A 23,737-nucleotide genomic window follows, 5' to 3' on the forward strand; every position below is an offset into this window, starting at 1 on the left:
GAGATGAGCGAGCGCCGACGGCTCACGACCGTCGAGACGGTTCACGAGAACCGGTCGTGGCTGTTCACGATCCGAGATCAGTACGGCGAGCCGGACGAAGCGATCCTCGTGCCGTGCGACGACGGCGTCGAGGCGTGGATCAATCGCTGCACCCACGAGGCCCAGCGATTCGATACGGGCCGCGGGGCCGCGATGCGGGACGGACGGATCATCTGTCCGAAACACGGCTCGATGTTCGACTCCTGCTCGGGCTATTGCGACAACGGCGAGGCGGCGGACACGACGCTCTCGTCGATCGACGTTACCGTGGACGACGGGACCATCTATCTGACTGACGACGACGTGACCTTCGCCCACGAGGGCGGGGTCGACGAGGGCGACGACGAGGACGATGACGACAGCCCCGCGTCGACCTCCCACATCGGGTTCTGACGGGGGAGTTCACACGCTTCGGGAAGCGGACCGCTATCGGTCTTCGACATGACTTTTCACGGTTCACCTCGCGGGTATCGTATGGACAGACGGACCGTCTCGAGCGGCACCGAGTGGGAACCGACGGTCGGCTACTCTCGGGCCGTCCGGGCGGGATCACAGGTCCACGTCTCCGGGACGACGGCGACCGGCGAGGACGGAAGCGTCGTTGCCCCCGGCGACCCGTACGCCCAGACCGTCCGGGTGCTCGAGATCGTCGCGGACGCGCTCGAAGAGGCGGGCGCGACGCTCGAGGACGTGGTCCGAACGCGCATCTACGTCACCGATATCGACAACTGGGAGGCGATCGGCGAGGCACACGGGGAGGTCTTCGCCGACGTTCGCCCGGCGTGTAGCATGGTCGAGGTCCAGCAGTTGATCGATCCCGAGCACCTGGTCGAGATCGAAGCGGTGGCGGTCGTCGACGGATAACAATCCACCGCCGTTTCTGCCGGTTCTCGTCTGCGAACGGGATCCGCGACGGGAGGCTGCCGATTTCGATCCGCAAGCACGGCACCCGTCTCGAAAGCGTATTCCGGGTACTGGCACTATGGCTCCCCATGCTCACCTTCATCGGCCTCGGTCTCTACGACGAGCGCTCGATCACCGTCGAGGGCCGGGACGCCCTGCGGGCGGCCGACCGCGTCTACGCCGAGTTCTACACCAGTCAGCTGATCGGGACGACGATCGACGACCTCGAGTCCCACCACGACCTCGAGATCGAGGTCCGGGATCGCGCCGGCGTCGAACAGCATCCCGACGACATGCTCGCAGCGGCCGAGGGCGAAGACATCGCGTTCCTGACGGCGGGCGATACGATGATTTCGACGACCCACGTCGACCTCCGGCTGCGCGCTCACGACCGCGGAATCGAGACGCGGGTGATCCACGGCGTCACCGCCCAAACGGCCACCAGCGCGCTGACCGGACTCCAGAACTACCGCTTCGGCAAGGCCACCACCCTTCCGTTTCCGTACGCCCACGGGGCCGAGGGACTCCCGGCGAGCGTCACGGAGACGATCGACGACAACCGTGCAGACCGGCTGCACACCGTCGTCTACCTCGATATCAAGGTTGGATACGATCCAACCAGCAGTCAGAACTCTTCGAGTTCTGACGACAAAGCCGAACGCGGGGAGTACATGACCGCCGACGTCGGTGCCGAACTGCTCGCAGCGGAGTACCCCGACCTCGTAGGCGTCGTCGTCGCCCGCGCGGGCAGCCCCGACCCACTCGTCGAGGCCGGAACGATGACCGAACTGGCGGACCGCGAGTTCGGCGACCCGCTACACCTGCTCGTGATCCCCGGGGAGTGTCACCTGCTCGAGGCCGACGCGTTAGTCGAACTGGCCGGTGCGGATCGGGACGCCCTCGAGATCGCCTGACGGCGGTTGAGGCTCGGTGACGACGACCGGTTCAGCGGCCGGTATCGTCCTCCCGAACGACCGCGTTTCGATCGGAAACGGACGCCGAGGGATTTACGGTCGGTGCGGGAAAGCATGGGCCATGAGCGGTCCGGAGGTCACGGACGGTGGGGTCCGCCCCGAGGGGTCGACGGGAGCCGGCGACGGGCACGACCTCGATCGGGAGACGATCGAGTTGGCCCGAGAGGAGCTTCGAACGACATTCGAGTATCAGGTCGAGCGCGTCCAGGAGATCGACGAGAAGGCGATCGAGATCTTGAAGGCGAACCTCCTGTTGATCGGGCTGGTCGTCACCGGCGGCTCGATCGTCGTCCAGACGGATATCGACGTCGCGGCCTTCGTGAACCCCTTTACGATCGCCAGCGCATTGCTCCTGCTGGGCTCGACGGGACTCGCGGGGGTGACGTACACGGCCTCCAACCTCCGGGGCGGCATCGACGGCGACGCGGTCGAGACAGCACTCGCGACGGCACGAGCCGAGTCGGCGGACGCAGATCGGTTCGAGGTGCGACTGCTTCGAAGCTACGGCCGGTGGATCGAGTACAACGCGCGGGTGACCGCCGTCAACGACATGTTCGCGACGATCACCGTCCTCATGGTGATCGCCGCCTTCGTCTACGTGGTCGCGGGAATCGGCGTCGGCGCACTCGGCCCGTCGACGCTCGTCTCGGCGGTCGTCTTCCTCGCGCTCACGGCCGCGCTGCTGTGGCTCGGAGCCTTCGCGTACTACATGGACCACCTCGGCGCGAACGACGAGCACTGGGAGGGGACGTTCGACGGCGTCCGGATCTCGAAGGGCGTCACCCGGAAGCGCGGACTGTCGACGCTGCGGTCGATGCGCAGCGAGGGCGCTACCGACGAACGGGAGGAAGAAGCGGCCGCGGAGGGAGTCCCGGAGCGAAGCTCCGAGCGCTGAACCGGATCGACACCACGGCTTCCGGCCCTACAGGACGGACTCGAGCCGATCCATGAAGTCGCCGGGGACCTCGACGTGGGGCGTGTGACCGACGTTTCCGAAGACGACTTCCTCGAACTCGCCGCCGCGGTCGGCGTAGCGCTCGAGGACGGCGCGGGTCTGGTCGACCATCGGCTGGGGCGGGAAAACGTCCTCGCCGGGCCACTCCGGGAGTTCGCCCATTCGGCCGAGCGTGCCCAGATCGAAGAGGGAGGCGTTCGAGACGATCTGGTCGGAATCGCCGCGGATCCACAGCACGGGCGGTTTGTCGTCGGGATCGATCTCGGTGATCGCCTCGAGATCGCAGTACTTCGGCGAGATGGCGTTGTTCACGCCCGTTTTGCCCGGCGCGATGCCGGGCCAGTTCTCGCTCGGCTTTGAGGACCCCGGATAGTTCCCGTCGCCGGTCGCCGTATCGAGCATCCCCGTCAGGTACGATTCCTCGCGCTTGCCGTCGAACTCGTGGGTCGGGTCGACGTAGTAGGTTCGCAGGACCGTTCGGGGGGAGGTCCGTCCCTCCTCGCTTCGGTCGCGGTCGGCCAGCCCCGCCACGAACGCGTCGTTGCCGATCCCGCCGCCGGAGCCGGCGTAGTCGTCGAAACACGGCGTTCCCTCCGTATCCTTCGTCCCGCCGAACCCGTACGGAGAGAGCGGATTGACCAGCACGAGCGAGGCGACCGCCTCGGGGTGGTCGATCGCGTACCGCATCGCGACCCCGCCGCCGTTCGACCAGCCGACGAGGACGATCGGCTCCGCGAGGCCGAGTTCGTCGACGAACACTCGGAGGTCCTCCGCGAAGTCGCCGAGCCCGTTCGTCGCGTCGACCGGTTTCCTCTCCGAGTCACCGTACCCTCGGAGATCGGGCGCGATCGCGCGGTGGCGATCCGGCAAGTCGACCATCACGTCCTCGAAGAACCGTGAGGATGAGACGTTTCCGTGGCAAAAAAGGACGGTTTTTCCCTCGGCGGCGGCCCGATTTGATTCGCCCGATTCGAGGTAGTGGGTCTCGAGTCGGTCCGTTTCCGCGGTTCGCGAGTCGACCCCGGCGAGGGTGTCGTCTCGAGGCATGGCCGCCGGTACCACGGCCCCCGTGATAACTCTCCGGCCGAATCCGTGTCCCTCATCGAGCCGACGGCGGCGACGGCGACGACCGCGGTTCAGTCATCGGCCGTGACGCCGGACCGCGATCGCCGACCCGACCGTCGGCGGAGTACCGCGCCGATGAGGGCAGCGAACGCGGCACAGGCGGCGACGACGGCGAACAGCATCGCCGGCGTCGACCGCGTCAGGACAAGGCCGGCCAGCGACGAGCCGACAGCACCGACGCCGAAGATCGCCGTGTAGGAGTAGCCGAAGGAGAGCCCCCTCGCGTCGGCCGGCGTGTACGCCGAAATCGCCTCCTGGTTGATCGGCGCGATCATGAACGTGAGGAATCCAAGCAGGCCGGCGACGACAAGCAGCGGCGCGAGCCCCGCGTTCGCCGACGGAACGAACGCGATCGCGACGGCGGCCAGTGCGGCGTAGCCGCCCAGCAGCACGGTCTCGAGGCGCCCGCGATCGACGAGTTTCCCACCGACGTACTGGCCGACGCCCCCCACTAGCAACAGTCCGGAGTAGACGTACTGACTCGGCTCGAACGAGCGGCCGACCAGCGCCACCGGATCGAACAGCGGCAGGTCCGCGAGGATGTCCGGCAGGAACGTAAACGTCGCCCGGTAGTAGACGCCATAGAGGATTCCCGTCGCGAACACGAGGGCGAAGCCGACGGTAAACAGCCGCCGGGAACTGGCGATGAACGCCGCGAGACTGCGAGGTTGCACGCGCTCGGTCGCAGTGGCGTCCGCGTCTCGGGCCGCACTCCCGGCGGTCTCGTCGAACTCGAGGCGCGCGCCGACGGCCGCCGCCACGAGGACCGGCACCAGAAGCAGGGCCGCGACGGTCCGCCAGCCGACGAACGCCAGCAGGACCGCTGCGAGCAACGGTCCGGTCGCGACGCCGACGTTGCCCGCAGCGCCGTGGTACGCGAACGCGGTTCCTCGTGCTTTCGCGCCGCGGCTGAGCAGCGCCAGCCCGGCCGGGTGATAGAGACTCGCCGCTGTCCCCCACAGTAACAACCCGATCGTTAGCACCTCGAGCGTCGGCGCGACGCTGACCAGCGCGAACGAGCCGGCCATACCGAGCAGGCAGGCGAGCACGAGCCGTTTGGAACTGATTCGGTCGGCGAGCAATCCGCTCGGCAGCGCACCGATCCCGACCAGCGCGTAGCTCGCACCGACGACGGTGCCCAGAAGCGCCGCTGTCGTCGAAAACTCCTCGAGCCAGATCACGACGAAAATCGGAATGACGAGCTCGTAGGTGTGGAAGGTCGCGTGGCCGAGCATGGCGAACGCGGTCACCGCCCTGTCGTTTCGGTCCATACGAATGCTGACTGTGAGGGAGCTCCCGTGAGTCGCGGGACGGGCCGTTACAGCCGGTCGATGATCGCGTCGGTCACGTCCTCGGTCGAGGCGTCCCCGCCCAGATCGGGCGTCCGCGGCCCGTCGGCGAGCGTCGCTTCGACGGCCTCGTGAACGGCGTCGCTCTCCTCGTCGTGGCCGAGGTACTCGAGCAGCATGGCGGCGGAGATGATCGTCGCGGCGGGGTTCGCGACCCCCTGTCCAGCGATGTCCGGTGCGGTGCCGTGGACGGGCTCGAACAGCGCACGGTCGGGGCCGATGTTGGCCGAGGGGAGCAGGCCGAGGCCGCCGACCAGTCCCGCTGCGAGGTCCGAGAGGACGTCGCCCGCGAGGTTCGGGCAGACGACCACGTCGAACTGTTCGGGGTCGAGACAGACTCGCGTCGCGAAGGCGTCCATGAGCACTTCGTCCGTTTCGACGCCCTGCTCGTCGGCCACCGACTTGACGGTGTCGCGGAAGAGGCCGTCCGTCTCGCGCATGACGTTGGCCTTATGGACGATCGAGAAGCCGTCGTGTTTGTCGCCGGCGACGAAGTCGCAGGCGAACTCCCCGAGGCGTTCGGAGGCGGACTCCGTGACGACTCGAGTTAGCGTCGAGACGTCTTGCGTCAGTCGATCTTCGTGACCCGCGTAGACGCCCTCGGTGTTCTCCCGCAGGAAGACCAGATCCGTCTCGGGGCGGACGGCGTCGATCCCAGGATATGCCGTCGCGGGCCGAACGTTGACGAACGAGTCGACCGCCGTCCGGAGCGGCAGGATGACGTCCGCGGCCGTCTCGCCGGCCGCGCCGAACAGCGTCGCGTCCGCCGACGCCGCGAGGTCGTAGGTCTCCTGTGGCAAGGCCTCACCGGTCTCTTCTTCGACCGCGTCGCCCGCGTCGGCCTCGACGAACTCGAAGTCGATCGCGAGGGCCTCGAGGACCTCGACCGCTGCGGGCGTCACTTCCTGTCCGATCCCGTCGCCCGGAATGACGGCGATTTCGTGAGTCATGCCCTATCTTCTACCGCACGCTGAAAAGAGGGTATCGATGTCTCGGAGCCTGCCGGTTCGAAACTCCCCGAGAACGACGACACCGGATCGAAGCCGGAACGGGAGTCAGCCTACGAGATTCGGCCCACGCCTCGATCGGGCCGTAACCGACGGATTCGATGGGATACGAACGTCACGACTCGGAACGAGAGGTTCGCGCGAGGAGGGATCCGGCTACCACGGTGAGTGCCATCACGGCCACGATCGTCGCCGTCGCAAATTTCGATATCGATATCGGTAGCGGTGCCGGAAGCGCCACGGTCACGGTCGCCGTCTCCTCGCTCTCGACCGCACCGGTCGCGACGCTCGACGCTTCGAACGCCGGAGCGGACGCCGCGACGGTATACGATTCGCCGGTGCCGGGAACGGTCACCGCGAGCGTCCCGGCGTCGTCGGTCGTCGATGCAGCGTCGAACGCGGCCTCGTCGCGTGTGATCGAAACGGTCGCGTTCTCGATCAGCTCTCCGTCCTCCGTTTCGACGACGACCTCGAGGACGGCGTCCCCCCGTAGCGCGATCGATTCGACGCGTCCCTCACCCGTCGACGGAGAGACGGTTCGCCGGTCTTCGACGTAGCCTGTGGCGTGCACGCGGAGTTCGTAGTCGCCGCGAGACGGAACGTTCTCGATCCGATACGTTCCATCGCTGACGCGGACGCCCGAGTACGTGCCACGGGCTCCGGTCGCCTCGACCGTCGCCGATTCGATCGGCTCGTCGAAGTGTGCGTCCGTGACCGCGACTGCGATCGATCCGACGCCGGCGAGCGAGACGTCGACTGTGGCCGTCTCGCCGGCAGGAACGGTCGTCGTTTCGGTGGTCGGTTCGTACCCGCGTTTCTCGACGGTCACGGCGTAGTCCCGATCACCCGGGAGACCGGCGAGTTCGAACGCTCCCTCGGAATCCGTCGTCGTCTCGTCAGTTTGGCTGTCGCCGATGACTGTAACCGAAGCGTTCGAAATCGGCTCGCCGGTCTCCGCGTCCGTTACCGTCCCCGCGATCGACGTCTCGTTTCCCGCGGATTCGTCGCGGGTCGGCGTCAGTGTCGCCGATCGGGGATCGTCGCCGCCGGCAGCCCCTGGCTGCGAGACAGCCGCCACGGAGGCGCTCGAGACGACTGCGCTGGCGACGACGAGCGCGAGTGCTATCAGCACGATCCCCACCCGGAATCGGGATCGCTCTCTGGCCCCGATTGACATTACGAGAACCAAACGGACCGGTGCGGTTAAGCGTAGTTATCGGGCTCGGCCGCGGGATGGCTCCGTGACTACCGCGAACAGCCGCGTCTCAGGGACTGCCGACACCGGTCGAGAACCCGACCGCCTCGGCGAGCGCGCGCCGCTTGAGCAGGACGAAGCCGACCGCGACCAGCCCGAAGCCGCCGACCGTCAGGACGCCGATCTCCTCACCGAGCAGGAAGACGCTCGCGACCGTCGCCACGATCGGGACCAGGTAGCCGATCAGCGCCGCCTCGAACGCGCCGTGTTCCTCGAGGATGGAGAAATAGATCATGAACGCGATGGCGGTCGCAAACACCCCGAGGTAGAGCAGGGCGCCCACGGAAACGGGTCCGAGCACGTCGGCACTGGGAAACTCGCCGGCGCCCAGACTGACGGCGTGCAAGACCACTCCACCGACGAGCATCGACCAGCCGACCAGCGGCAGTTGCTCGAGCGTCGGCTCAGCTCGCTGGATCAGGACGCCGCCGAGCGCGACGCTACACACCTGCCCGACGATGAGCAGTCGCGCGGCAGTGTCGCCCGCTAGCAGGTTCCCCGGATCGGGCTGGACGACGAGGCCGACGCCCAGAAAACCGATGGCGGCGCCGACGGCCCCGAGCGGCGAGAGCCGTTCGCCCAGCAGCGGGATCGCCCACAGTGCGGTGACGATCGGAACCAGTCCCTGCAAGATTGCGGCGACCCCGCTCGGAACCGTCTGCTGGCCGAGGAAGAGGAGCCCGTTGCCCGCGATGAGGAAGACGCCACCGCCCGCGACCGCGGCCAGATCGTTCCGCGCGGTCGGCCGCCACTTCTCGACCCGAACGACGGCCGCGGTCAGTAGTAAGATCGCCGCGATGTCGTATCGAGCGGCTGCGAACAGCAGCGGCGGAAGGTACTCGAGGCCGATCGAAATCGCGGGAAAGGAAAATCCCCAGAGAACGGCCAGCAACACGAAAAGCGACGCATCGAGAGCGCGAGACATGGGGGGATATATGCCTCAGTATCCGAAGTATCTCGCGATTTCCGCGCCTTCCTGCCGCTTCCGGTGTGGCACCACGACGCAAATCGGCTGTTCAGGGCGAGATGGACGACTCGAGTCGTGACGCGAGCGGCGGTCGAACGTGATGAACAGTCGAAAACGAGTCGCGAAAATTGCGCTCTCCTTACTCGGCTTCCGGAATCGCCGCGTCGTCGACGTACGGCAGTTCTCGAGCCTTCTCGCGGACCGCGCCGGCGTTGGACTTCATCAGCGCCGTCGTGTCCCAGACGCCGTCGACGAGCGCCTTGCGCTGGGCGTCGTCGACGGTCACGTCGATCGTGGTCTCGCCGTAGGTCACTTCTTCGGCCTCGATGTCGATATCGATCTCGCCGTCGGGGTTCGCGGTAACCCAGTCCTGGAGGTCCTCGATCGTCTCGCTGTCGGCCGTCACGGTCGGGATGCCGAGCGCCAGACAGTTGCCCGCGAAAATTTCGGCGAAGCTCTCGCCGATAACCGCATCGATCCCCCAGCGCATCAGGGCCTGCGGCGCGTGCTCTCTCGAGGAGCCACAGCCGAAGTTCGAGTTGACGACCATCACCGAGGAGTCCTGGTAGCGGTCCTCGTTGAACGGATGTTCTTTCTGATTGTCGTCGTCGTCGAATCGCAGATCGAAGAACGCGAATTCGCCCAGTCCGTCGAAGGTGACGACCTTCATGAACCGCGCGGGGATGATCTGGTCGGTGTCGATGTCGTTACCCCGAATCGGAACGCCGGAGCCGGAGACGTAGTTGACCTCGGGAATCTCCACTTCGTCCGTCATGCGAGGTTCACCTCCTTCAGATCGCGCACGTCGGAGACTTCCCCGTTGATCGCCGCCGCCGCGACCATTCGGGGGCTCATCAGGACGGTCCGTCCGTCCTTCGAGCCCTGCCGGCCGACGAAGTTCCGGTTCGAGGAGGAGGCACAGGCCTCGTCTCCCTCGAGCTGGTCTTCGTTCATGCCGAGACACATCGAACAGCCGGCGTTTCGCCACTCGAAACCGGCTTCCTCGAAGGTGTCCTTGAGGCCCTCTTCCTCGGCGGTCCGCTGCACGCGCTGGCTGCCGGGGACGACCATCGCGCGGACGTCGTCGTCGACCTGTCGACCCTCGACGATTCGAGCGGCGCGTCGCAGGTCCGGCAGGCGAGCGTTGGTACAGGAGCCGAGGAAAGCAACATCGATATTGTACCCTTCCATCGTGTCGCCAGGCTCGACGCGCATGTGTTCTTGGGCGCGTCGGGCGGTGTCTTGTTTCTCTTCCGGCAGCGACTCCGGTTCCGGAATCGGATCGGAGATGCCGACTCCCTGCCCGGGCGTGGTCCCCCAGGTGACGACCGGCTCGAGTTCGTTCGCGTCGATGTGGACGACGTCGTCGTATTCGGCGTCCTCGTCGCTGCGAATGGATTCCCAGTAGGGTTTGAGTTCGTCGAACTTCTCCGGGTTCTCCTGGAAATAGTCGGTCTGCTCGAGCCACTCGTAGGTGGTCTCGTCGGGGTTGACGTAGCCCGCACGAGCGCCGCCTTCGATCGACATGTTACAGATAGACATCCGCCCTTCCATCCCGAGGTCCTCGATGGCCTCGCCGGCGTACTCGTAGACGTAACCGACGCCGCCTTCCGTTCCGAGCCGGCGGATGATCTCGAGGATAACGTCCTTCGCTTCGACGCCGTCGCCGAGTTCGCCGTCGATCTGGATCTTGCGGACCTTCTGTTTCTCCATGGCGACGGTGCCCGTCGCGAGCACGTCGCGGATCTGGGAGGTCCCGATGCCGAAGGCGAGCGCGCCGAACGCGCCGTGTGTCGAGGTGTGGGAGTCCCCGCAGACGATCGTCTTGCCGGGCTGGGTGATCCCTTGCTCCGGTCCGATGACGTGGACGATCCCCTGATCGCCCGTCGTCGGGTCCGAGAACTCGATGCCGGCCTCGCGGACGTTTTCCTCGAGTTCGGCCATCATCTCCTCGGCCGCGTCCTCCTTGTAGGGACGGGACTGGTCGGCCGTCGGCACGATGTGGTCAACCGTCGCGTGGGTCAGCTTCGGAAAGGCGACCTCGAGGTCGCGCTCGCGGAGCATCCCGAACGCCTGCGGGCTCGTGACCTCGTGGATGAGGTGGAGCCCGACGAACAGCTGATCCTGTCCGGTCGGCAGGCGGGTTACCTTGTGTCGATCCCAGACCTTGTCGTACAGTGTGCCCTTGCTCATTCCTCTACTACCGTGTCGCTATCGGACTGACGTCCGTGTTCGGTCCCGCGCTCGAAGACGCGGTTTGCGTCGTCGGCCCGCTTCGGCGGCGTGTGGTCGACGTCGCTCATCGTTCCGTTCGTGTCGGTACTTTCGTCCGCTCCGTCAGCCTCGGTCGTCTCCGACGTGCCGCCGTCGGCGGCGACGATCGGCCCGCGGCTGAACAGCCGGCCAGCCGTCTCCCCCGTGTAGGGATTCGTATGGCTGATCTCGCCCAGTGTGTCCGTCGTATTGTCGTTTTCGCTCATGGTTGCTCGGGTTGCGGTGTTAGTCGTCCGCCTGCACCTTGGCGGACTCCTCTTCGTCCTCGGTTTCCTCCTCCTCGGCCCAGGCGAACAGTTCGCGCAGTCGCTCGCCGACTTCCTCGATCTCGTGGTCCTTCTCGGCCTGGTTGAGCTGCGTGTAGACTGGCCGGTTGGCCTGATTCTCGGAGATCCACTCGGTCGCGAACTCGCCGTTCTGGACCTGATCGAGCACTTCTTCCATATTCTCTCGGACGTGATCGTCGATCACGTCGTCGCCCCGGGTGAGCCCGCCGTACTCGGCGGTGTCGGAAACGGAGTCCCACATCGCGCCGAGCCCGCCCTCGTACATGAGGTCGACGATGAGCTTCATCTCGTTCATGCACTCGAAGTAGGCCATCTCGGGACTGTAGCCGGCGTCGACCAGCGTCTCGTAGCCGGTTTTGATCAGCTGGGCGATGCCGCCACAGAGGACGGCCTGCTCGCCGAAGATGTCCGTCTCGGTCTCCTCGCGGAACGTCGTCTCGACGACGCCGGCGCGCGTACAGCCGATGCCCTTCCCGTAGGCCAGTGCGCGCTCCGTCGCGTTCCCGGTGTAATCCTGATAGACCGCGAGCAGTCCCGGCGTTCCCTCGCCGTTCTCGTAGTTGCGCCGGACGAGATGCCCCGGCGACTTCGGCGCGATCATCGTCACGTCGACGTTTTCGGGCGGCTGAATCTGGTTGAAGTGGATGTTGAACCCGTGGGCGAACTGCAGCGTGTTCCCCGCCTCGAGTTCGGGTTCGATCTGTTCGTAGACGGCGGGCTGGACGGTGTCGGGGACCAGCACGGAGACGACCTCCGCCCGGGCGGCGGCCTCGGCCGGCGTCGCGACGGTCAACCCGTCCGCTTCGGCGGCCGACCGCGAGGATGAGTTCTCGCGCAGGCCGACGATCACGTCGACCCCGCTGTCGTCGAGGTTCTGTGCGTGTGCGTGGCCCTGGCTGCCGTAGCCCAGCACGGCCACGGTCGCGTCGTCGAGCGTCGATACGTCTGCGTCGTCGTCGTAGTAGATGTCGGTGTTGAAGTCGTCAGTCATTGGTAGCTGTCTCTGTGTATTGTCCGTCGTAGTTCGCCTCGTCGGCGGGCTGTCCCGTCGAATCGGAGCCGGCGGTCCGATCGGTGCCGCGAGCCAGCGCCGTCGTCCCGGTCCGGGAAATCTCCCGAATCCCGAACTGGCTGAAGGTATCGATCGCGGCCTCGATCTTCTGACGCGCGCCGGTCACTTCGACCGTCGCCGTCTCCGGACTCGAGTCGACCGTCTTGGCGTTGTACATGTCCGCCACGGCGGCGACCTCGGCCGGTCGCTCCGCGTCGACCTTGATCAGCGCCAGTTCCCGACGCATCGCGTCGGGCTCGAGTTCGCGCACGGAGATGACCGGCACGAGTTTGCGCAGTTGCTTTTCGACCTGATCGATTCCCGGATCGGGTTCCTCGACGACGATCGTGATTCGAGCGCGTTCGTCGTCTTCGGTCGGGCCGACGGTCAGGCTCTCGATGTTGAACTGCCGGCGCGAGAACAGCCCCGAGACGTCCGAGAGGACGCCCGGTTCGTGTTCGACCAGCGCCGAGATGACGGTGCGCCGGGGCTCGTGGGTCACCTCGATCTCCGGATCGATGCGAATGCCCTGTTTGTTGCGCCGTCCCGCGGGGGTCGGGCGCGTTTCGGGTTCGGGCCCGTCGAGACCGCGTTTCATGCGAAACACCCCGTGATGCGCTGAACGAAGTGAAGCGCATCTCGAGACGGCAGAGCCGTCTCGGTGTTTCGGTTGCAGTCGGACGCGGTTTGTCCGACGGTCATAGCTGGTCCTCCGTCAGTGCGAACTGACCGTTGTCGCCGCCGCTTGGCACCATCGGGTAGACGTTGGCGTCGGGATCGATATGAACGTCGATTACCGACGGGCCGTCGTAGGCGATCGCGGCGTCGATCGTTTCGGCGACGTCGTCGTAGTCGTCGATCCGGTAACCGCTCGCACCGAAGGCCTCCGCGAGCTTGTCGAACTCGGGCATCCAGTGGTAGTCCGACGCGGAGTGACGGCCGTCGAAGAAGGCGTCCTGCCACTGTCGGACCATGCCGATGTACTCGTTGTTGAGCACGGCGACCGTGATGTCGAGGTTCTCGCGGACGGCGACCGACAGCCCCTGCAGCGTCATCAGGAACGAGCCGTCGCCGTCGATGCAGACGACCTCCTGATCGTCGTCGGCCGCGAGTCGCGCGCCGATCGCCGAGGGCAGCCCGTAGCCCATCGTCCCGAGCCCGTGACTCGAGACCCAGGTGCGGGGCTCGGTGTAGGTCCAGTACTGACAGGCCCACATCTGATGTTGGCCGACGCCGGTGGTGACGATCGCTCGGTCGCTCGTGGCCTCGTCGAGCGCCTCGACGACGAACTCCGGCTGGACCGGCTCGTCCTCGGGCGCGTCGTAGGCCATCGAGTAGTCGGATTTCCACTGCTGGCACTGGGCGCGCCACTTCGTTGCTTCTGGCGCGGCGTCGACGGCTTCGGAGAGCTGCTCGACGACCGTTTCGGCGTCGCCGACCAACGGGTAGTCCGCGTGGATGTTCTTCGAGATCTCCGCGGGGTCGATGTCGACGTGGATGAGCTCCGCGTCGGGCGCGAAGGTCTCGATCCCGCCGGTCAGCCGGTCGTCGAATCGGGTCCCGATCCCGATCAGCGTGTCGCAGTGGGTGATCGCCATGTTGGCGTAGCCGGTGCCGTGCATGCCCGCCATCTCGAGGGAGAGTTCGTGATCCTCGGGGAACGCGCCGATGCCGGGCATCGTGGTGATGACCGGGATCTCGTGTTCGATGGCGAACTCGCGGCAGGCCTCGCTGGCCTCGCCCTTGATGACGCCGCCGCCGAGCAACATGGCAGGGCGGTCGGCGTTCTCGATCCGCTCGGCCGCGGCCGCGACGATCTCCGGATCCGCACGTTCTTGCACCTGATAGGTGTCAGGAACCTTCGGATCGTCGGGCTCGCGGTCGGTCTCGCCGTTCGTGATGTCTTTGGGCAGGTCGACCAGGGTCGGTCCCGGCCGGCCCGCGCCGGCGAGCGCGAACGCCTCGCTGACGTCGCTGCCGACGCGATCCGAGTCGCTCGCGAAGGTGTTGTCCTTCGTGATCGGCGTCGTGACGCCCGTGGTGTCGGTCTCCTGGAATGCATCGTTGCCGACGAACTCCGTCGGGACCTGCCCCGTCAGCGCGAGCAGCGGATCCGAGTCCATGTCGGCGTCCGCGATGCCGGTGACGAGGTTTGTCGCGCCCGGCCCCGACGTCGCGAGGCAGACGCCCGGCTCGCCGGAGACGATGCCGTAGGCGTCGGCCGCGTGGGCCGCGCCCTGCTCGTGGGCCATCGTCACGTGACGGATGTCCGAGTCGTAGAGCGCGTCGTAGACGGGCATGATCGCCCCGCCCTGAACGCCGAAGGCGTACTCGACGCCCGCGTTCTCGAGCGCGCGAACGACGGCTTCTGCGCCCGAGGTGACGGGATCGAGCGTCGTGTCAGCGTCGCCGGCCGCCGCGTCGTCCTCGGTGGCCGCGTCGGGTGCGGCGCTGTCTGTGATCTGGTCGTCGTCCTGTTCGTCGTCCGGTGGTGAGACCTTTGCTGCGCGTTCGCTCATCGATTGCCTCCCGCCGGTGTGCGGCGATCGGGTGGTGTACGGTAGTGTGTCATCTGCTGGGGTAGTGATCGCTCGGAGAACGATGCGGATTCCGGTCCGAAGCTACGAGGTACTGAAAATGGGGCTAGAACGCCCCTACAATACGAATCGGAGCGAGCGCGCTGGTGCCGACCGTGCGAACGCGAGCCGACAGGGGAGCGCGGACCGTCATTACTGTCTACGTAGCTCCCTCGAGGGTCATAATCCTTACGAGTCGCATCTGTCCGTCCGATCGAGCGCGACAGCAGGGGCTCGCGGCCGGTGGCAAACGGTGAAGACATTCCTCAGGCGCGCACCTCCTCCTGATCCTGCTGGCGTTCGACGCCAGCCTCTTCGGCGAAGCGCTCGAGGATGTCGACGGTCACGCGGCGCTTCTCGGCCCCGTAGTCCTTGACGCGGCGGGTGACCGCCCTGACCTGCTCGTCGGTGGGGTCGAAGCCGCACTCGACGAGCCGCTCCCGGACCGAGTGGGTGCCGGTGTGTTTCCCCATGACGAGCTTGCGCTCGGCACCGACCATCTCGGGGGTCATGACGCCGGGTTCGAAGGTGTCGGAGTTTTCGATGACGCCGGCGGCGTGGATGCCGCTTTCGTGGGAGAAGGCGTTGTCGCCGACGATGGGCTTGTTGCCCGGCGTCGCCATTCCGCTCTTCTCTTCGACGATCTCCGACAGTTCGGTGATGCGCGTCGTGTCGATCCCCGTATCGCACTGGTAGAGCGACTCGACGGCCATCACGTACTCCTCGTAGGCGGCGTTGCCGGCCCGTTCGCCGATGGAGTTGACCGACACCTGCGCCTGAGCCGCGCCGGCCTCGATACCGGCCAGCGCGTTGGCGGTGGCCAGCCCGAAATCGTCGTGCGTGTGAACGTCGACCCGCGCGTCGGTGTGGGCACAGACCTTTTCGATCATGGCCCGAAAGCGGGTCGGCGTCGCGACGCCGCACGTGTCCGGAATGTTGATCCAGTCGGTACCAGCCTCGGTGACCGCTTCGATGACCTCGAGCAGGTACTCCTCGTCGGTTCGAGTCGCATCCATCGGCGAGAACATGCAGGTCGCGCCCGCCTCCGTGATGCGTTCGACCGAGTCGACTGCGCGCTGTACGACTTCCTCCCGGGTGGCGTGCATCGAATCCTCGATCTGGACGTCGCTGGTGGACACGAACGTGTGTACCATCTCGACGCCGGAATCGAGCGCCGCTTCGATGTCACCGTCGACGACGCGGGCTAACCCGCAGGTCGTCGAACTGGTGGACGAAGCGATATCACGAACGGCCTCGAACTCCGCGTCGGAGTTGACGGGGAACCCGGCCTCGATGACGTGGGTTCCCATCTCGTCCAGGATGGACGCGATCTGCCGTTTGTCGTCGTAGGAAAACGATGTGCCGGGCGACTGCTCGCCGTCCCGGAGGGTCGTATCGAAGACACGTGCTGACTCTATTTCGTCAGTGGAATCTAACGTGCCCTGGAAGAACTCGACCCCCCTGATTGGTATCAGAGGATGGGCTGTCTTGTGAAGACATTGTATCTGAACCCGAGGTGCGACGAGATATATAAACCTAACGCTGTGAGCGGCGGACAGCGGTCGCGAGCCGTGCCAGTACCGATCGGACTCGGTGCGAAACCGCACGACGGCGACGGCCTATTATCTGATGGTATCTCCTAATACTGTTTAGGCGCTCTCCAGCAATCTGCCCCGAATATCGAGTATCGGACCCCAATTATCGGCCGTTCGATCTCGTTTGCCCCGTTCGAGCGCTGGCGCGCGGTCGCCTATGGACGTTCGACCACTGCACCCATCCTTAAGTGAGGAAAATATGACTTGCTGTGATTTTCGGCGACGATAGTAGATATTCATCCAGCATCCGTCGATAACGGTACTGATCGACCGACAAGTGGGCGGAGTTTCCGCGGTCCTCGCGAGCATAGCACCCCGCACCGAGAGGGGACTCGAATCGACGGAACGGAGCAGTCGCGCGTGTGAGCGTTTTATGCCCGGTCGTGGTAGGACCGCGCGCATGACGACCGACGAGATCACCGACCTGCTAACCGGGGCGTATATCGACGAATTCGAGACCGTGATGAACTACCAGACCAACGCGATCGTCCTCGACGGCATCCACGCCGAGGAGGTCAAGACGAGCCTCGAGGAGGACATCCAGGAGGAACTCGACCACGCGCGGATGCTCGGCGAGCGACTGAAGCAACTCGACGAGTCGCCGCCGGGGTCGGAGTCGTTCGAGGCCAACCAGCACAGCCTCCAGCCGCCCGAGGACACCACTGACGTCCAGTCGGTCATCGAGGGCGTTCTCGAGGCAGAGGAGGACGCCATCGAGACCTACCGGTCGTTGATCGAGGCCGCGACCGAGGCCAACGACCCGGTCACGGAGGACGTAGCGGTGACAATTCTCGCCGACGAGGAGGCCCACCGAACCGAGTTCCGCGGCTTCCAGAAGGAGTTTCCGATGGACTGAGTCGTCGCCTTCGATAGCAACCGCGAGCGAATCCGAAGGGTGAGCGAGCGGGCCGACGACCGATGTGAAGGCTCGCGTAGCGAGCCGAAACGGAGGGAGGAGTGCTTTTGATCAACCTTTTGCCGAGTGCGGTCGCTTTGCGACCGCACACAGAGTAAAAGGTTGGAGGCGAACGTTTTTCTCGTCCGGGTTCGACGCTCGCCATATGAGCGATTTCGACCTCGACCTTCGGACCGTCGAGGAGCACATCGACGACGAACTCGAGCTCGAGGGCAGTATCATCCTTGGTTTCCTCGATGGAGAGACGCCGGACGAGGAGTGGCTCGAGGCGATTTCGAAGGGGAACGTGCTCGTGCTCAACGTCGAAGGAGACGTGAACGAACTGGCCGCGGGATTCGCTCGAGACGTCAAGGAGTCCGGCGGGAATCTCGTTCACTTCCGGGGGTTTCTGCTCGTGACGCCGCCGGGCGTGGACGTGAGTACGGAACGGCTTTAGAACCGAACCGAGTTGGGTTTTCACGAAGTACCGGTCGACGTGAGAGGGCATTCTGCTATCGCTGGCGACACGGAAGGGCCACATCCTCCCCAGCCGATTCGTTCGCGCCTCGCGGCGCTCACTGCATCCCTCGCGTGTATTTGAGCGACGACTCGCCACTGGCTCGTCGTCGCACCGCACGCGCCACCGCACGGTGGTTCCCCGGTCCGAAGCGCAGACGCGCTCACGGTGCGGTAAACGTCAGGAAGTGACCGTCCGGATCGCGGACGACGACCTCCTCGTCCGACTCCCGCTCGAGCGAACCGATTCGATCGCGCACCGCCTCGAGCGCCGCTGCCGGGTCGTCTGTCTCGAATCCGAGGTCGACGTGGACGCCCCCCCGGGCGTCGGCGATTCCGAGGTGAGGTTCCCAGAGCTCGAGGGCCATCGGCCCGTGGAGTCTGACGCGCTTGCGGTCGTCGCCTTCGTCGACAGTTTCGAATCCGAGATCCTCGTAGAAGGCCTGCGCGCGCTCGAGATCCGCGACCTCGAGGACGACCTCGAAGATGCCGTCGATTCCCGGCCCCGCGACGTCCTGCTGGCCGAGTTCGACGCAGTTGCCGTCGGGATCGTACAGGTAGAGCGACCGGGAGGGGCCGAAGCGCGCCTCCTCGAGGTCGTAGTCGTCGTCGAGGCGGTCCCACCAGTCGTCGTACTCAGATTTGGGGATCGAGAACGCGAAGTGCGTGTGGAGCCCGCCCCGCGGGAGCGCCGCCGGTCGTCGGAGCACGAGATCGGTGTCGCCCGCCGCGAAGACGAGTTCGTTCGCCCCGCGCTCGCGCCCCGTCAGTCCCAGGGTCTCCTCGTAGAACGTCCCCGCTGCCTCGAGGTACTTGGCCTCGAGAGCGAGCCAGGCGAGCCCGGTTAGCATACGTGACCGTACGCGCGGGAAGTGCAAAGTATGTTGGCTGCTCCTTGCTCGAGCGCGGCCGACCGCCGAGGTTTATGCAGCGACGGCCCGTAGGATGGCGGTATGACTTCCCGCGTCGACGAACGCGAAACCGAGTACCGCGAGATCGACCGCTTCGAGAACGGCGTCGGCTGGATCGCCCACCCCGACGAACGGATGCAACGCGCGAGCCACGCCCTCGCGGTCGACGGCGAGGTCTGGGTGATCGACCCGGTCGACGCCGAGGGGATCGACGACCTGTTCGCCGAGTTCGGCGACGTGACCGGCGTCGTCGTCACGCTCGACCGGCACAAACGCGACGCGGCGGCGGTCGCGGACCGCCACGACGTCCCCGTCTACCTCCCCGAATTCTTCGACGGCGTCACCGAGGACATCGACGCCGCGGTCGCTCGCTTCGACGACGAACTCTCCGATACCGGGATCCGCGCCATCACGGTCGTCGACAACCGCGTCTGGCAGGAAGTCGCCCTCTACAACCCGGCCGACGGGACGCTCGTCGTCCCCGAAACGGTCGGGACGGTGGCGTTCTTCCGAGCCGGCGACGAGGAACTCGGCGTCCATCCGATGTTGCGACTCACTCCGCCGCGAACGCCTCTCCGCGGCGTCGCACCCGAGCGCGTGCTCGTCGGCCACGGCACCGGCGTGATGGCGGACGCCGCGCGCGTCCTCGAGACCGCGCTCGCCAGCTCCAGAAAAGGTGCGCCACGGTTGTACGCTACCACGGCCCGGGAGCTGCTTCCAGTGTGAACTACCCCGGTCTACTCGCCGCCTTCGGCCGCTCCGTGAGAGCGGGGACGTGGCACCCTGACCGCTACCGCTAAACTCCCGGCCACCCAAAAGGGCCCTATGGTCTACGTAACTCGCGCTCTCGTCGACGTCCTGCTGGACCTGGCGAGCGACGCCGATCCCAACGACGTGACGACCGGCGTTTCGGTCACGCCGGCGAGCGAACTCGAGGGTGCGGACGCGATTCCGCCCGAAACACCCGTTTTCACCGACTTCTTTCTCCCCGACCCCGACAACTCCGTCAACGCCGTCTTCGGCGTCGATCTCTCGACGCCCGCGCGCCAGGCTCAAGGCCGGTTCGTCTCCCACCCCGTCGGCGAGCTCGAGGTGACGCGCCGGGACCACCTGGCAGAAGTCGTCTTCGTCGCCGTCCCGCCGTGGGGAACCGACGACCGGTCGTTCGCCGCGTTCGGCCGGAGCGGCGATCGGCGGCCCCTCGAGATCATCGACGCCTCGCCGCCGGGGCAGTCATTGACGGACTGACCAGAACACGTCCGTTGCGTACGCGGTCCACTCTTCGTCAGGCGGTGAGACCCACAGCGACTCAGGGCAGTTCAGGGCGGGTCACTCGAGATAGCCCAGCCCGCGGAGCTGTTCGGTGATCTCTTCGAACTCGGCTTCGGTGAGTTCGCCCTCCCTCTGGTGCTGGATGACGATGCTGCGCAGCAGGAATCGGACGAGGTCGCTCGTGCTCTGGAAGCTGGTTCCCTCGATTGTTTCCTCGACGCGGTCCGCGAGATCCTTCGGAATCGACACCGTGGTATAGTCGGTCATACGCCATACTCCGTCGCGGGCCCCAAATGCGTGTCGACAGGTCGGTGGTCGCCGCCGAACCGGTGACCGATGGCTCACGCGGTTGTCGGCCAGGGTTGCCGTTGGCTGCGGTTTCCGTTGGCCGCGGTTGCCGTTGGCCGGAATTGTTGGTAGCCGAGGGCAGTGGACAGTTGACAGTGGGCAGTAGGCGGTTGCCAGTGTCGGCAGCGTTCGACTAACGGTCACTGTTCGGTGACACTCCGCTGCCGTCTCCACAGGCATTTTTATATCCGGCTCCGTAGCGGGAGGTACAGGTATGGGAGTCCGGCCACCATCGAGCGGAGACGACGAGGAACCCGACAGTATCGAGTTCGGCATCGCGGCCGTCGACGCTCATCTCAGCGAGTCCGACCTCTCCTTTCCGGCCACGAAGGACGACGTCAGAGCCGAGATCGGCCACGAGAACGTTCCCTACGACGTTCACGGGAACGACGTGCCCCTGAGTGAGATGCTCGCCGAAGTCCCAACTGACCAGTTCGACTCGCGTCAGGAGCTGTTGAACGCGCTCCACCAGCCCTTCGAGGAATACCGCCGAAACAACTCGAACGGGGTCGTCGCCCAGTTCCGCTCGCTGTTGCCCTTCTGAGTTTTCACTGTCGAAGAAATATCTCTGACAGCAGACAATAGCGGTGTCAGTAGAAGATCTATATTTGCAAAGTGGAAACGCCGATGACGAGCGTCCTGCTACCTGGGCAACACGGAGTCGCCACGCCCTCCCCAGCCGATTCTCTCGCTCCTGTCGTCGCTCGCTCATCCACTGGAAGACGCTTTGCGTCTTCCAAGCAGTCACTCGCTACACTCGTGACGACCTCGCACGGCTTCGTACCGTGATTCGCCTTTCGCTCATCCCGGTACGGCGCGCGCCACCGCATAGCGGTTGATCGGTTGAGAGCGATACATGGATCTGCTGGGCTAGCTGGTAGACCGCGACGCCCTTTCGCCCGTTTCCGTCTTCGGCCATCACTCGTCGTTCGACTCTCGAGCGATTCGCTCGAGTCGCCGCCGCTGCTCGCGGTGGAGGGTCACGAGCATGTCCGAGAGGACGCCGAACATGAGGAGCTGGACGCCCAGCAGGATGGCGGCCGCCGAGGCGAGGGCCATGACTTCGTGGCTCTGGGTGTACTGAATCCACTCCCAGAGGACGTAGACAGCGATGAGACTGCCCGAGAGAATACCGGCGACCCCGAGACTGCCGAAGTAGAACAGGGGGTTGTTCGTCTTGGCCAGCGAGTACAGCGTGAGCAGGATCGTTCCGCCGTCTGTGACCGGGTGGAGGTTGGTTTCGGACTCGTCGGGCCTAGCGCTGTAACTGACCGGGACGACCGTCGTCTCGACCCCGTGTTTGACGCACTCGACGGCGAGTTCGGTCTCGATCGTGAACCCGTCGGAGTCGAGCGAGAGCCGTTCGAACGACTCGACGGTGAACGCTCGGTAGCCCGAGAGGATGTCCTCGTAGTTGGCGCCGTGGACGAACCCGAACGCGCGATTGATCATCCGATTACCGAAGCCGTTCAACGCGCGCATCGCGTCGTCGTCCATCTCGGCGAAGCGGTTGCCGATCACGTGCTCGTACCCTCTCGAGAGCGGTTCGACCATTTTGTCGGCGTCGGCCGGATCGTAGGTGCCGTCGCCGTCGGCCATCAGCACGTAGGGGACGGTAATGTACTCGAGGGCCTCGCGGACGGCCTGGCCCTTTCCGTCACCGGACTGGACCAGCACCTCGGCACCGCACCCGCGAGCGATTTCGCGAGTGCCGTCGGTCGAGTTGCCGTCGACGATGACGACGTTCGTATACCCCTGCTCGCGGAAGCCCTCGATCACGTCGGCGATCGTGGCCGCCTCGTCGAGCGTCGGGATGAGAACGCAGACGTCGTCGGGCGAGACCTCGCGGGCGTCCTCGGTCACGGCGACCTCCCCTGCGCCGTCCGAGAGGATGCTCGAGCCCGCACGAACCGCATCATCTTCCATCGCACGGTATTCCCCCGCGTACCCGCAAAAGGCTACTGATTGCGTAGTGTCGGGGTTTTACGTTGGCCACGCGCGGCGACGCGGTCGACGCCTCGTCACCAGGTCAGTCCCTCGTAGACCTCGAGGGACTCCGCATCGATCTCGATCCGCCGGCCGTCGACCACGACAGAGTGTGCCATCCCCTCGAACGACACGTCATCGAACTCCGGCCAGTCGGTCGCGACGACGGCCCCGTCGGCCCCCTCGAGCGCGTCCTCGGCCGACTCCGCGTACTCGATCTCGGGATAGTCGGGCCGAACGTTCTCGATCGCGACCGGATCGTAGGCGACGATCGCCGCGCCGCGATCCCGGAGGTGCTCGATCACGTCGAGCGCGCGAGACTTGCGCACGTCGTCGGTCCCGGGCTTGAACGAGAGGCCGAGGACCGCGATGCGGGCCCCCTCGAGCGGGACGTGCTCCTCGAGGAGGTCCACGAGCCGTCGCGGCTGTTCGTCGTTGACCGCGACGGTCGCATCGAGCAGTTCGGGATCGTAGCCCTGCTCGCGAGCGCCGGCGCGGAGGGCGTTGACATCCTTGGGGAAACAGGAACCGCCCCAGCCGAGTCCCGAGCGCATGAATCGCTCCGAGATGCGGTCGTCGAGCCCGACCGCCTCGAGCACCTCGTAGGCGTCCGCGTCGTACTCCCTGGCGATGTTCCCGAGCTCGTTGACCAGCGAGACCTTCGACGCGAGGAAGGCGTTGTTCGCGTACTTGATGAGCTCCGCCTCGCGGATGTCCGTCTCGACGAGGCCCGTCTCCTCGCGCGCAAGAATGGGCGCGTACAGCTCTCGGAGGGTCGCTGCGGCCTCGTCGCTCGCAGTGCCGAGGACGACCTTGTCCGGCTCGAGAAAGTCCTCGACCGCGGTGCCCATCCGGAGGAATTCGGGGTTCATCGCGAGCTCGAGGCCGTCGCCGATTCGCGTTCCGGATTCTGCCTCGAGGATCGGCCCGACGACGTCTTCGGTCGTGCCGGGCAAAACCGTACTCTTGACGACCACGAGGTGCTCGTCGTCCGTATCAGCGAGCGCGCGGCCGAGCGACTCCGCACCGGCTCGCATGATCGCGAGGTCGAGACTGCCACCCTCGGACTGGGGCGTGGGCAGACAGAGGAACGTGACGTCCGTGTCGCGGACTGCGCCGTAGTCCGTCGTCGCACGGAGGGTCGTGCCCGCGTGATCGGCGATTCGCTCCTCGAGACCCGACTCGTGAATCGGTGCCTCCCCGGCGTTTATCGTCTCGACGATTTCATCGTCGATCTCGATGTTCGTGACGTCGTGGCCGAGGTCAGCGAGACAGGCGGCGATCGTGGTGCCAACGTAGCCGCTGCCGACGATAGAGACGTTCATAGGGGACGGGATGAGGGGTGGACGTTAGACGTTTTTGGGTTCGAGCGGACCGCGCTCGGCCCGGTTCGTCGACTCGTCCCCGCCGGTCGGTTCCGATCGCCTCTCGAGGACACCGACTTGCCCCGAT

The 23,737-nt window shown here is 65.8% G+C and carries 25 protein-coding genes; 9 read left to right on the plus strand and 16 right to left on the minus strand.

Annotation, left to right across the window (positions count from 1 at the left end; translation table 11 throughout):
* The first annotated feature begins 3 nt into the window (after positions 1-3).
* The 4 genes from LDH74_RS11395 (at position 4) to LDH74_RS11410 (ending at position 2,811) form a co-directional block, all read left to right on the plus strand.
* Complete coding sequence (locus tag LDH74_RS11395) at positions 4-432, plus strand: Rieske 2Fe-2S domain-containing protein (RefSeq protein ID WP_226038849.1); 429 nt, start codon at positions 4-6, stop codon at positions 430-432.
* A gap of 81 nt (positions 433-513) precedes the next feature.
* Positions 514-903, plus strand: a complete 390-nt coding sequence (locus LDH74_RS11400) for a RidA family protein (RefSeq protein ID WP_226038850.1) — start codon at positions 514-516, stop codon at positions 901-903.
* A gap of 128 nt (positions 904-1,031) precedes the next feature.
* A complete protein-coding gene (dph5, locus tag LDH74_RS11405) occupies positions 1,032-1,856 on the plus strand; it encodes a diphthine synthase (RefSeq protein ID WP_226038851.1) in 825 nt (274 codons plus the stop codon).
* A gap of 121 nt (positions 1,857-1,977) precedes the next feature.
* Positions 1,978-2,811 carry a hypothetical protein gene (locus LDH74_RS11410; protein ID WP_226038852.1) on the plus strand — a complete coding sequence of 278 codons (834 nt, stop codon included), beginning with the start codon at positions 1,978-1,980 and terminating at the stop codon, positions 2,809-2,811.
* Positions 2,812-2,838: 27 nt separating this feature from the next.
* Here the strand turns inward: LDH74_RS11410 and LDH74_RS11415 are convergent, their stop codons facing one another.
* The 12 genes from LDH74_RS11415 to LDH74_RS11470 all read right to left on the minus strand — a co-directional run bounded on the left by LDH74_RS11415 (position 2,839) and on the right by LDH74_RS11470 (position 16,267).
* Positions 2,839-3,918 (minus strand): alpha/beta hydrolase, encoded by a 1,080-nt coding sequence (locus LDH74_RS11415; protein WP_226038853.1) that lies wholly within the window; start codon positions 3,916-3,918, stop codon positions 2,839-2,841.
* Positions 3,919-4,007: 89 nt separating this feature from the next.
* The gene (locus tag LDH74_RS11420) at positions 4,008-5,267 is read right to left on the minus strand and encodes an MFS transporter (protein ID WP_226038854.1); all 1,260 of its coding nucleotides are present in this window, start codon (positions 5,265-5,267) and stop codon (positions 4,008-4,010) included.
* Positions 5,268-5,314: 47 nt separating this feature from the next.
* Positions 5,315-6,295 (minus strand): 3-isopropylmalate dehydrogenase, encoded by a 981-nt coding sequence (gene leuB, locus LDH74_RS11425; RefSeq protein ID WP_226038855.1) that lies wholly within the window; start codon positions 6,293-6,295, stop codon positions 5,315-5,317.
* A 172-nt stretch (positions 6,296-6,467) separates the two neighbouring features.
* Complete coding sequence (locus LDH74_RS11430; RefSeq protein ID WP_226038856.1) at positions 6,468-7,529, minus strand: carboxypeptidase regulatory-like domain-containing protein; 1,062 nt, start codon at positions 7,527-7,529, stop codon at positions 6,468-6,470.
* An 88-nt stretch (positions 7,530-7,617) separates the two neighbouring features.
* The gene (locus LDH74_RS11435; protein ID WP_226038857.1) at positions 7,618-8,532 is read right to left on the minus strand and encodes an EamA family transporter; all 915 of its coding nucleotides are present in this window, start codon (positions 8,530-8,532) and stop codon (positions 7,618-7,620) included.
* A 181-nt stretch (positions 8,533-8,713) separates the two neighbouring features.
* On the minus strand, positions 8,714-9,349 hold the full coding sequence (gene leuD / locus LDH74_RS11440) for a 3-isopropylmalate dehydratase small subunit (RefSeq protein ID WP_226038858.1): 636 nt from the start codon (positions 9,347-9,349) through the stop codon (positions 8,714-8,716).
* Complete coding sequence (gene leuC / locus LDH74_RS11445) at positions 9,346-10,767, minus strand: 3-isopropylmalate dehydratase large subunit (RefSeq protein ID WP_226038859.1); 1,422 nt, start codon at positions 10,765-10,767, stop codon at positions 9,346-9,348. Before leuC ends, leuD begins: the two co-directional genes overlap by 4 nt.
* Positions 10,764-11,054, minus strand: coding sequence for a hypothetical protein (locus LDH74_RS11450; protein ID WP_226038860.1), 291 nt, complete (start codon positions 11,052-11,054; stop codon positions 10,764-10,766). Before LDH74_RS11450 ends, leuC begins: the two co-directional genes overlap by 4 nt.
* 19 nt (positions 11,055-11,073) lie before the next feature.
* Entirely contained in the window at positions 11,074-12,126 is a 1,053-nt protein-coding gene (gene ilvC, locus LDH74_RS11455) for a ketol-acid reductoisomerase (protein WP_226038861.1), read from the minus strand.
* Positions 12,119-12,784: an acetolactate synthase small subunit gene (gene ilvN, locus LDH74_RS11460; protein WP_226038862.1), complete on the minus strand. Its 666-nt coding sequence runs from the start codon at positions 12,782-12,784 to the stop codon at positions 12,119-12,121. Before ilvN ends, ilvC begins: the two co-directional genes overlap by 8 nt.
* 100 nt (positions 12,785-12,884) lie before the next feature.
* Positions 12,885-14,705, minus strand: coding sequence for a biosynthetic-type acetolactate synthase large subunit (gene ilvB, locus LDH74_RS11465; protein ID WP_226038863.1), 1,821 nt, complete (start codon positions 14,703-14,705; stop codon positions 12,885-12,887).
* A gap of 323 nt (positions 14,706-15,028) precedes the next feature.
* Positions 15,029-16,267, minus strand: a complete 1,239-nt coding sequence (locus tag LDH74_RS11470; RefSeq protein ID WP_345778558.1) for a 2-isopropylmalate synthase — start codon at positions 16,265-16,267, stop codon at positions 15,029-15,031.
* Between the two features lie 490 nt (positions 16,268-16,757).
* Here LDH74_RS11470 and LDH74_RS11475 point away from each other — a divergent pair, with 490 nt between their 5' ends.
* The gene (locus tag LDH74_RS11475; RefSeq protein ID WP_226038864.1) at positions 16,758-17,213 is read left to right on the plus strand and encodes a ferritin-like domain-containing protein; all 456 of its coding nucleotides are present in this window, start codon (positions 16,758-16,760) and stop codon (positions 17,211-17,213) included.
* 205 nt (positions 17,214-17,418) lie between these two features.
* Positions 17,419-17,709, plus strand: a complete 291-nt coding sequence (locus LDH74_RS11480) for a DUF5779 family protein (RefSeq protein WP_226038865.1) — start codon at positions 17,419-17,421, stop codon at positions 17,707-17,709.
* Positions 17,710-17,932: 223 nt separating this feature from the next.
* Here the strand turns inward: LDH74_RS11480 and LDH74_RS11485 are convergent, their stop codons facing one another.
* The gene (locus tag LDH74_RS11485; protein WP_226038866.1) at positions 17,933-18,619 is read right to left on the minus strand and encodes a VOC family protein; all 687 of its coding nucleotides are present in this window, start codon (positions 18,617-18,619) and stop codon (positions 17,933-17,935) included.
* A 102-nt stretch (positions 18,620-18,721) separates the two neighbouring features.
* Here LDH74_RS11485 and LDH74_RS11490 point away from each other — a divergent pair, with 102 nt between their 5' ends.
* Complete coding sequence (locus LDH74_RS11490; RefSeq protein ID WP_226038867.1) at positions 18,722-19,405, plus strand: hypothetical protein; 684 nt, start codon at positions 18,722-18,724, stop codon at positions 19,403-19,405.
* Between the two features lie 99 nt (positions 19,406-19,504).
* Positions 19,505-19,927: a hypothetical protein gene (locus LDH74_RS11495; protein WP_226038868.1), complete on the plus strand. Its 423-nt coding sequence runs from the start codon at positions 19,505-19,507 to the stop codon at positions 19,925-19,927.
* A gap of 81 nt (positions 19,928-20,008) precedes the next feature.
* On the opposite strand, the gene LDH74_RS11500 is transcribed toward LDH74_RS11495, so the two are convergent.
* Entirely contained in the window at positions 20,009-20,218 is a 210-nt protein-coding gene (locus LDH74_RS11500; RefSeq protein ID WP_226038869.1) for a ribbon-helix-helix domain-containing protein, read from the minus strand.
* 295 nt (positions 20,219-20,513) lie between these two features.
* On the opposite strand from LDH74_RS11500, the gene LDH74_RS11505 reads away from it, so the two are divergent.
* Positions 20,514-20,843, plus strand: coding sequence for a hypothetical protein (locus LDH74_RS11505; protein ID WP_226038870.1), 330 nt, complete (start codon positions 20,514-20,516; stop codon positions 20,841-20,843).
* Between the two features lie 374 nt (positions 20,844-21,217).
* On the opposite strand, the gene aglJ is transcribed toward LDH74_RS11505, so the two are convergent.
* On the minus strand, positions 21,218-22,225 hold the full coding sequence (aglJ, locus tag LDH74_RS11510) for an S-layer glycoprotein N-glycosyltransferase AglJ (protein WP_226038871.1): 1,008 nt from the start codon (positions 22,223-22,225) through the stop codon (positions 21,218-21,220).
* Between the two features lie 95 nt (positions 22,226-22,320).
* Positions 22,321-23,610, minus strand: coding sequence for a UDP-glucose 6-dehydrogenase AglM (gene aglM / locus LDH74_RS11515; RefSeq protein WP_226038872.1), 1,290 nt, complete (start codon positions 23,608-23,610; stop codon positions 22,321-22,323).
* Positions 23,611-23,737: the final 127 nt, after the last annotated feature.

This window comes from Natrinema sp. DC36, from assembly GCF_020405225.1.
Lineage (GTDB): Archaea > Halobacteriota > Halobacteria > Halobacteriales > Natrialbaceae > Natrinema.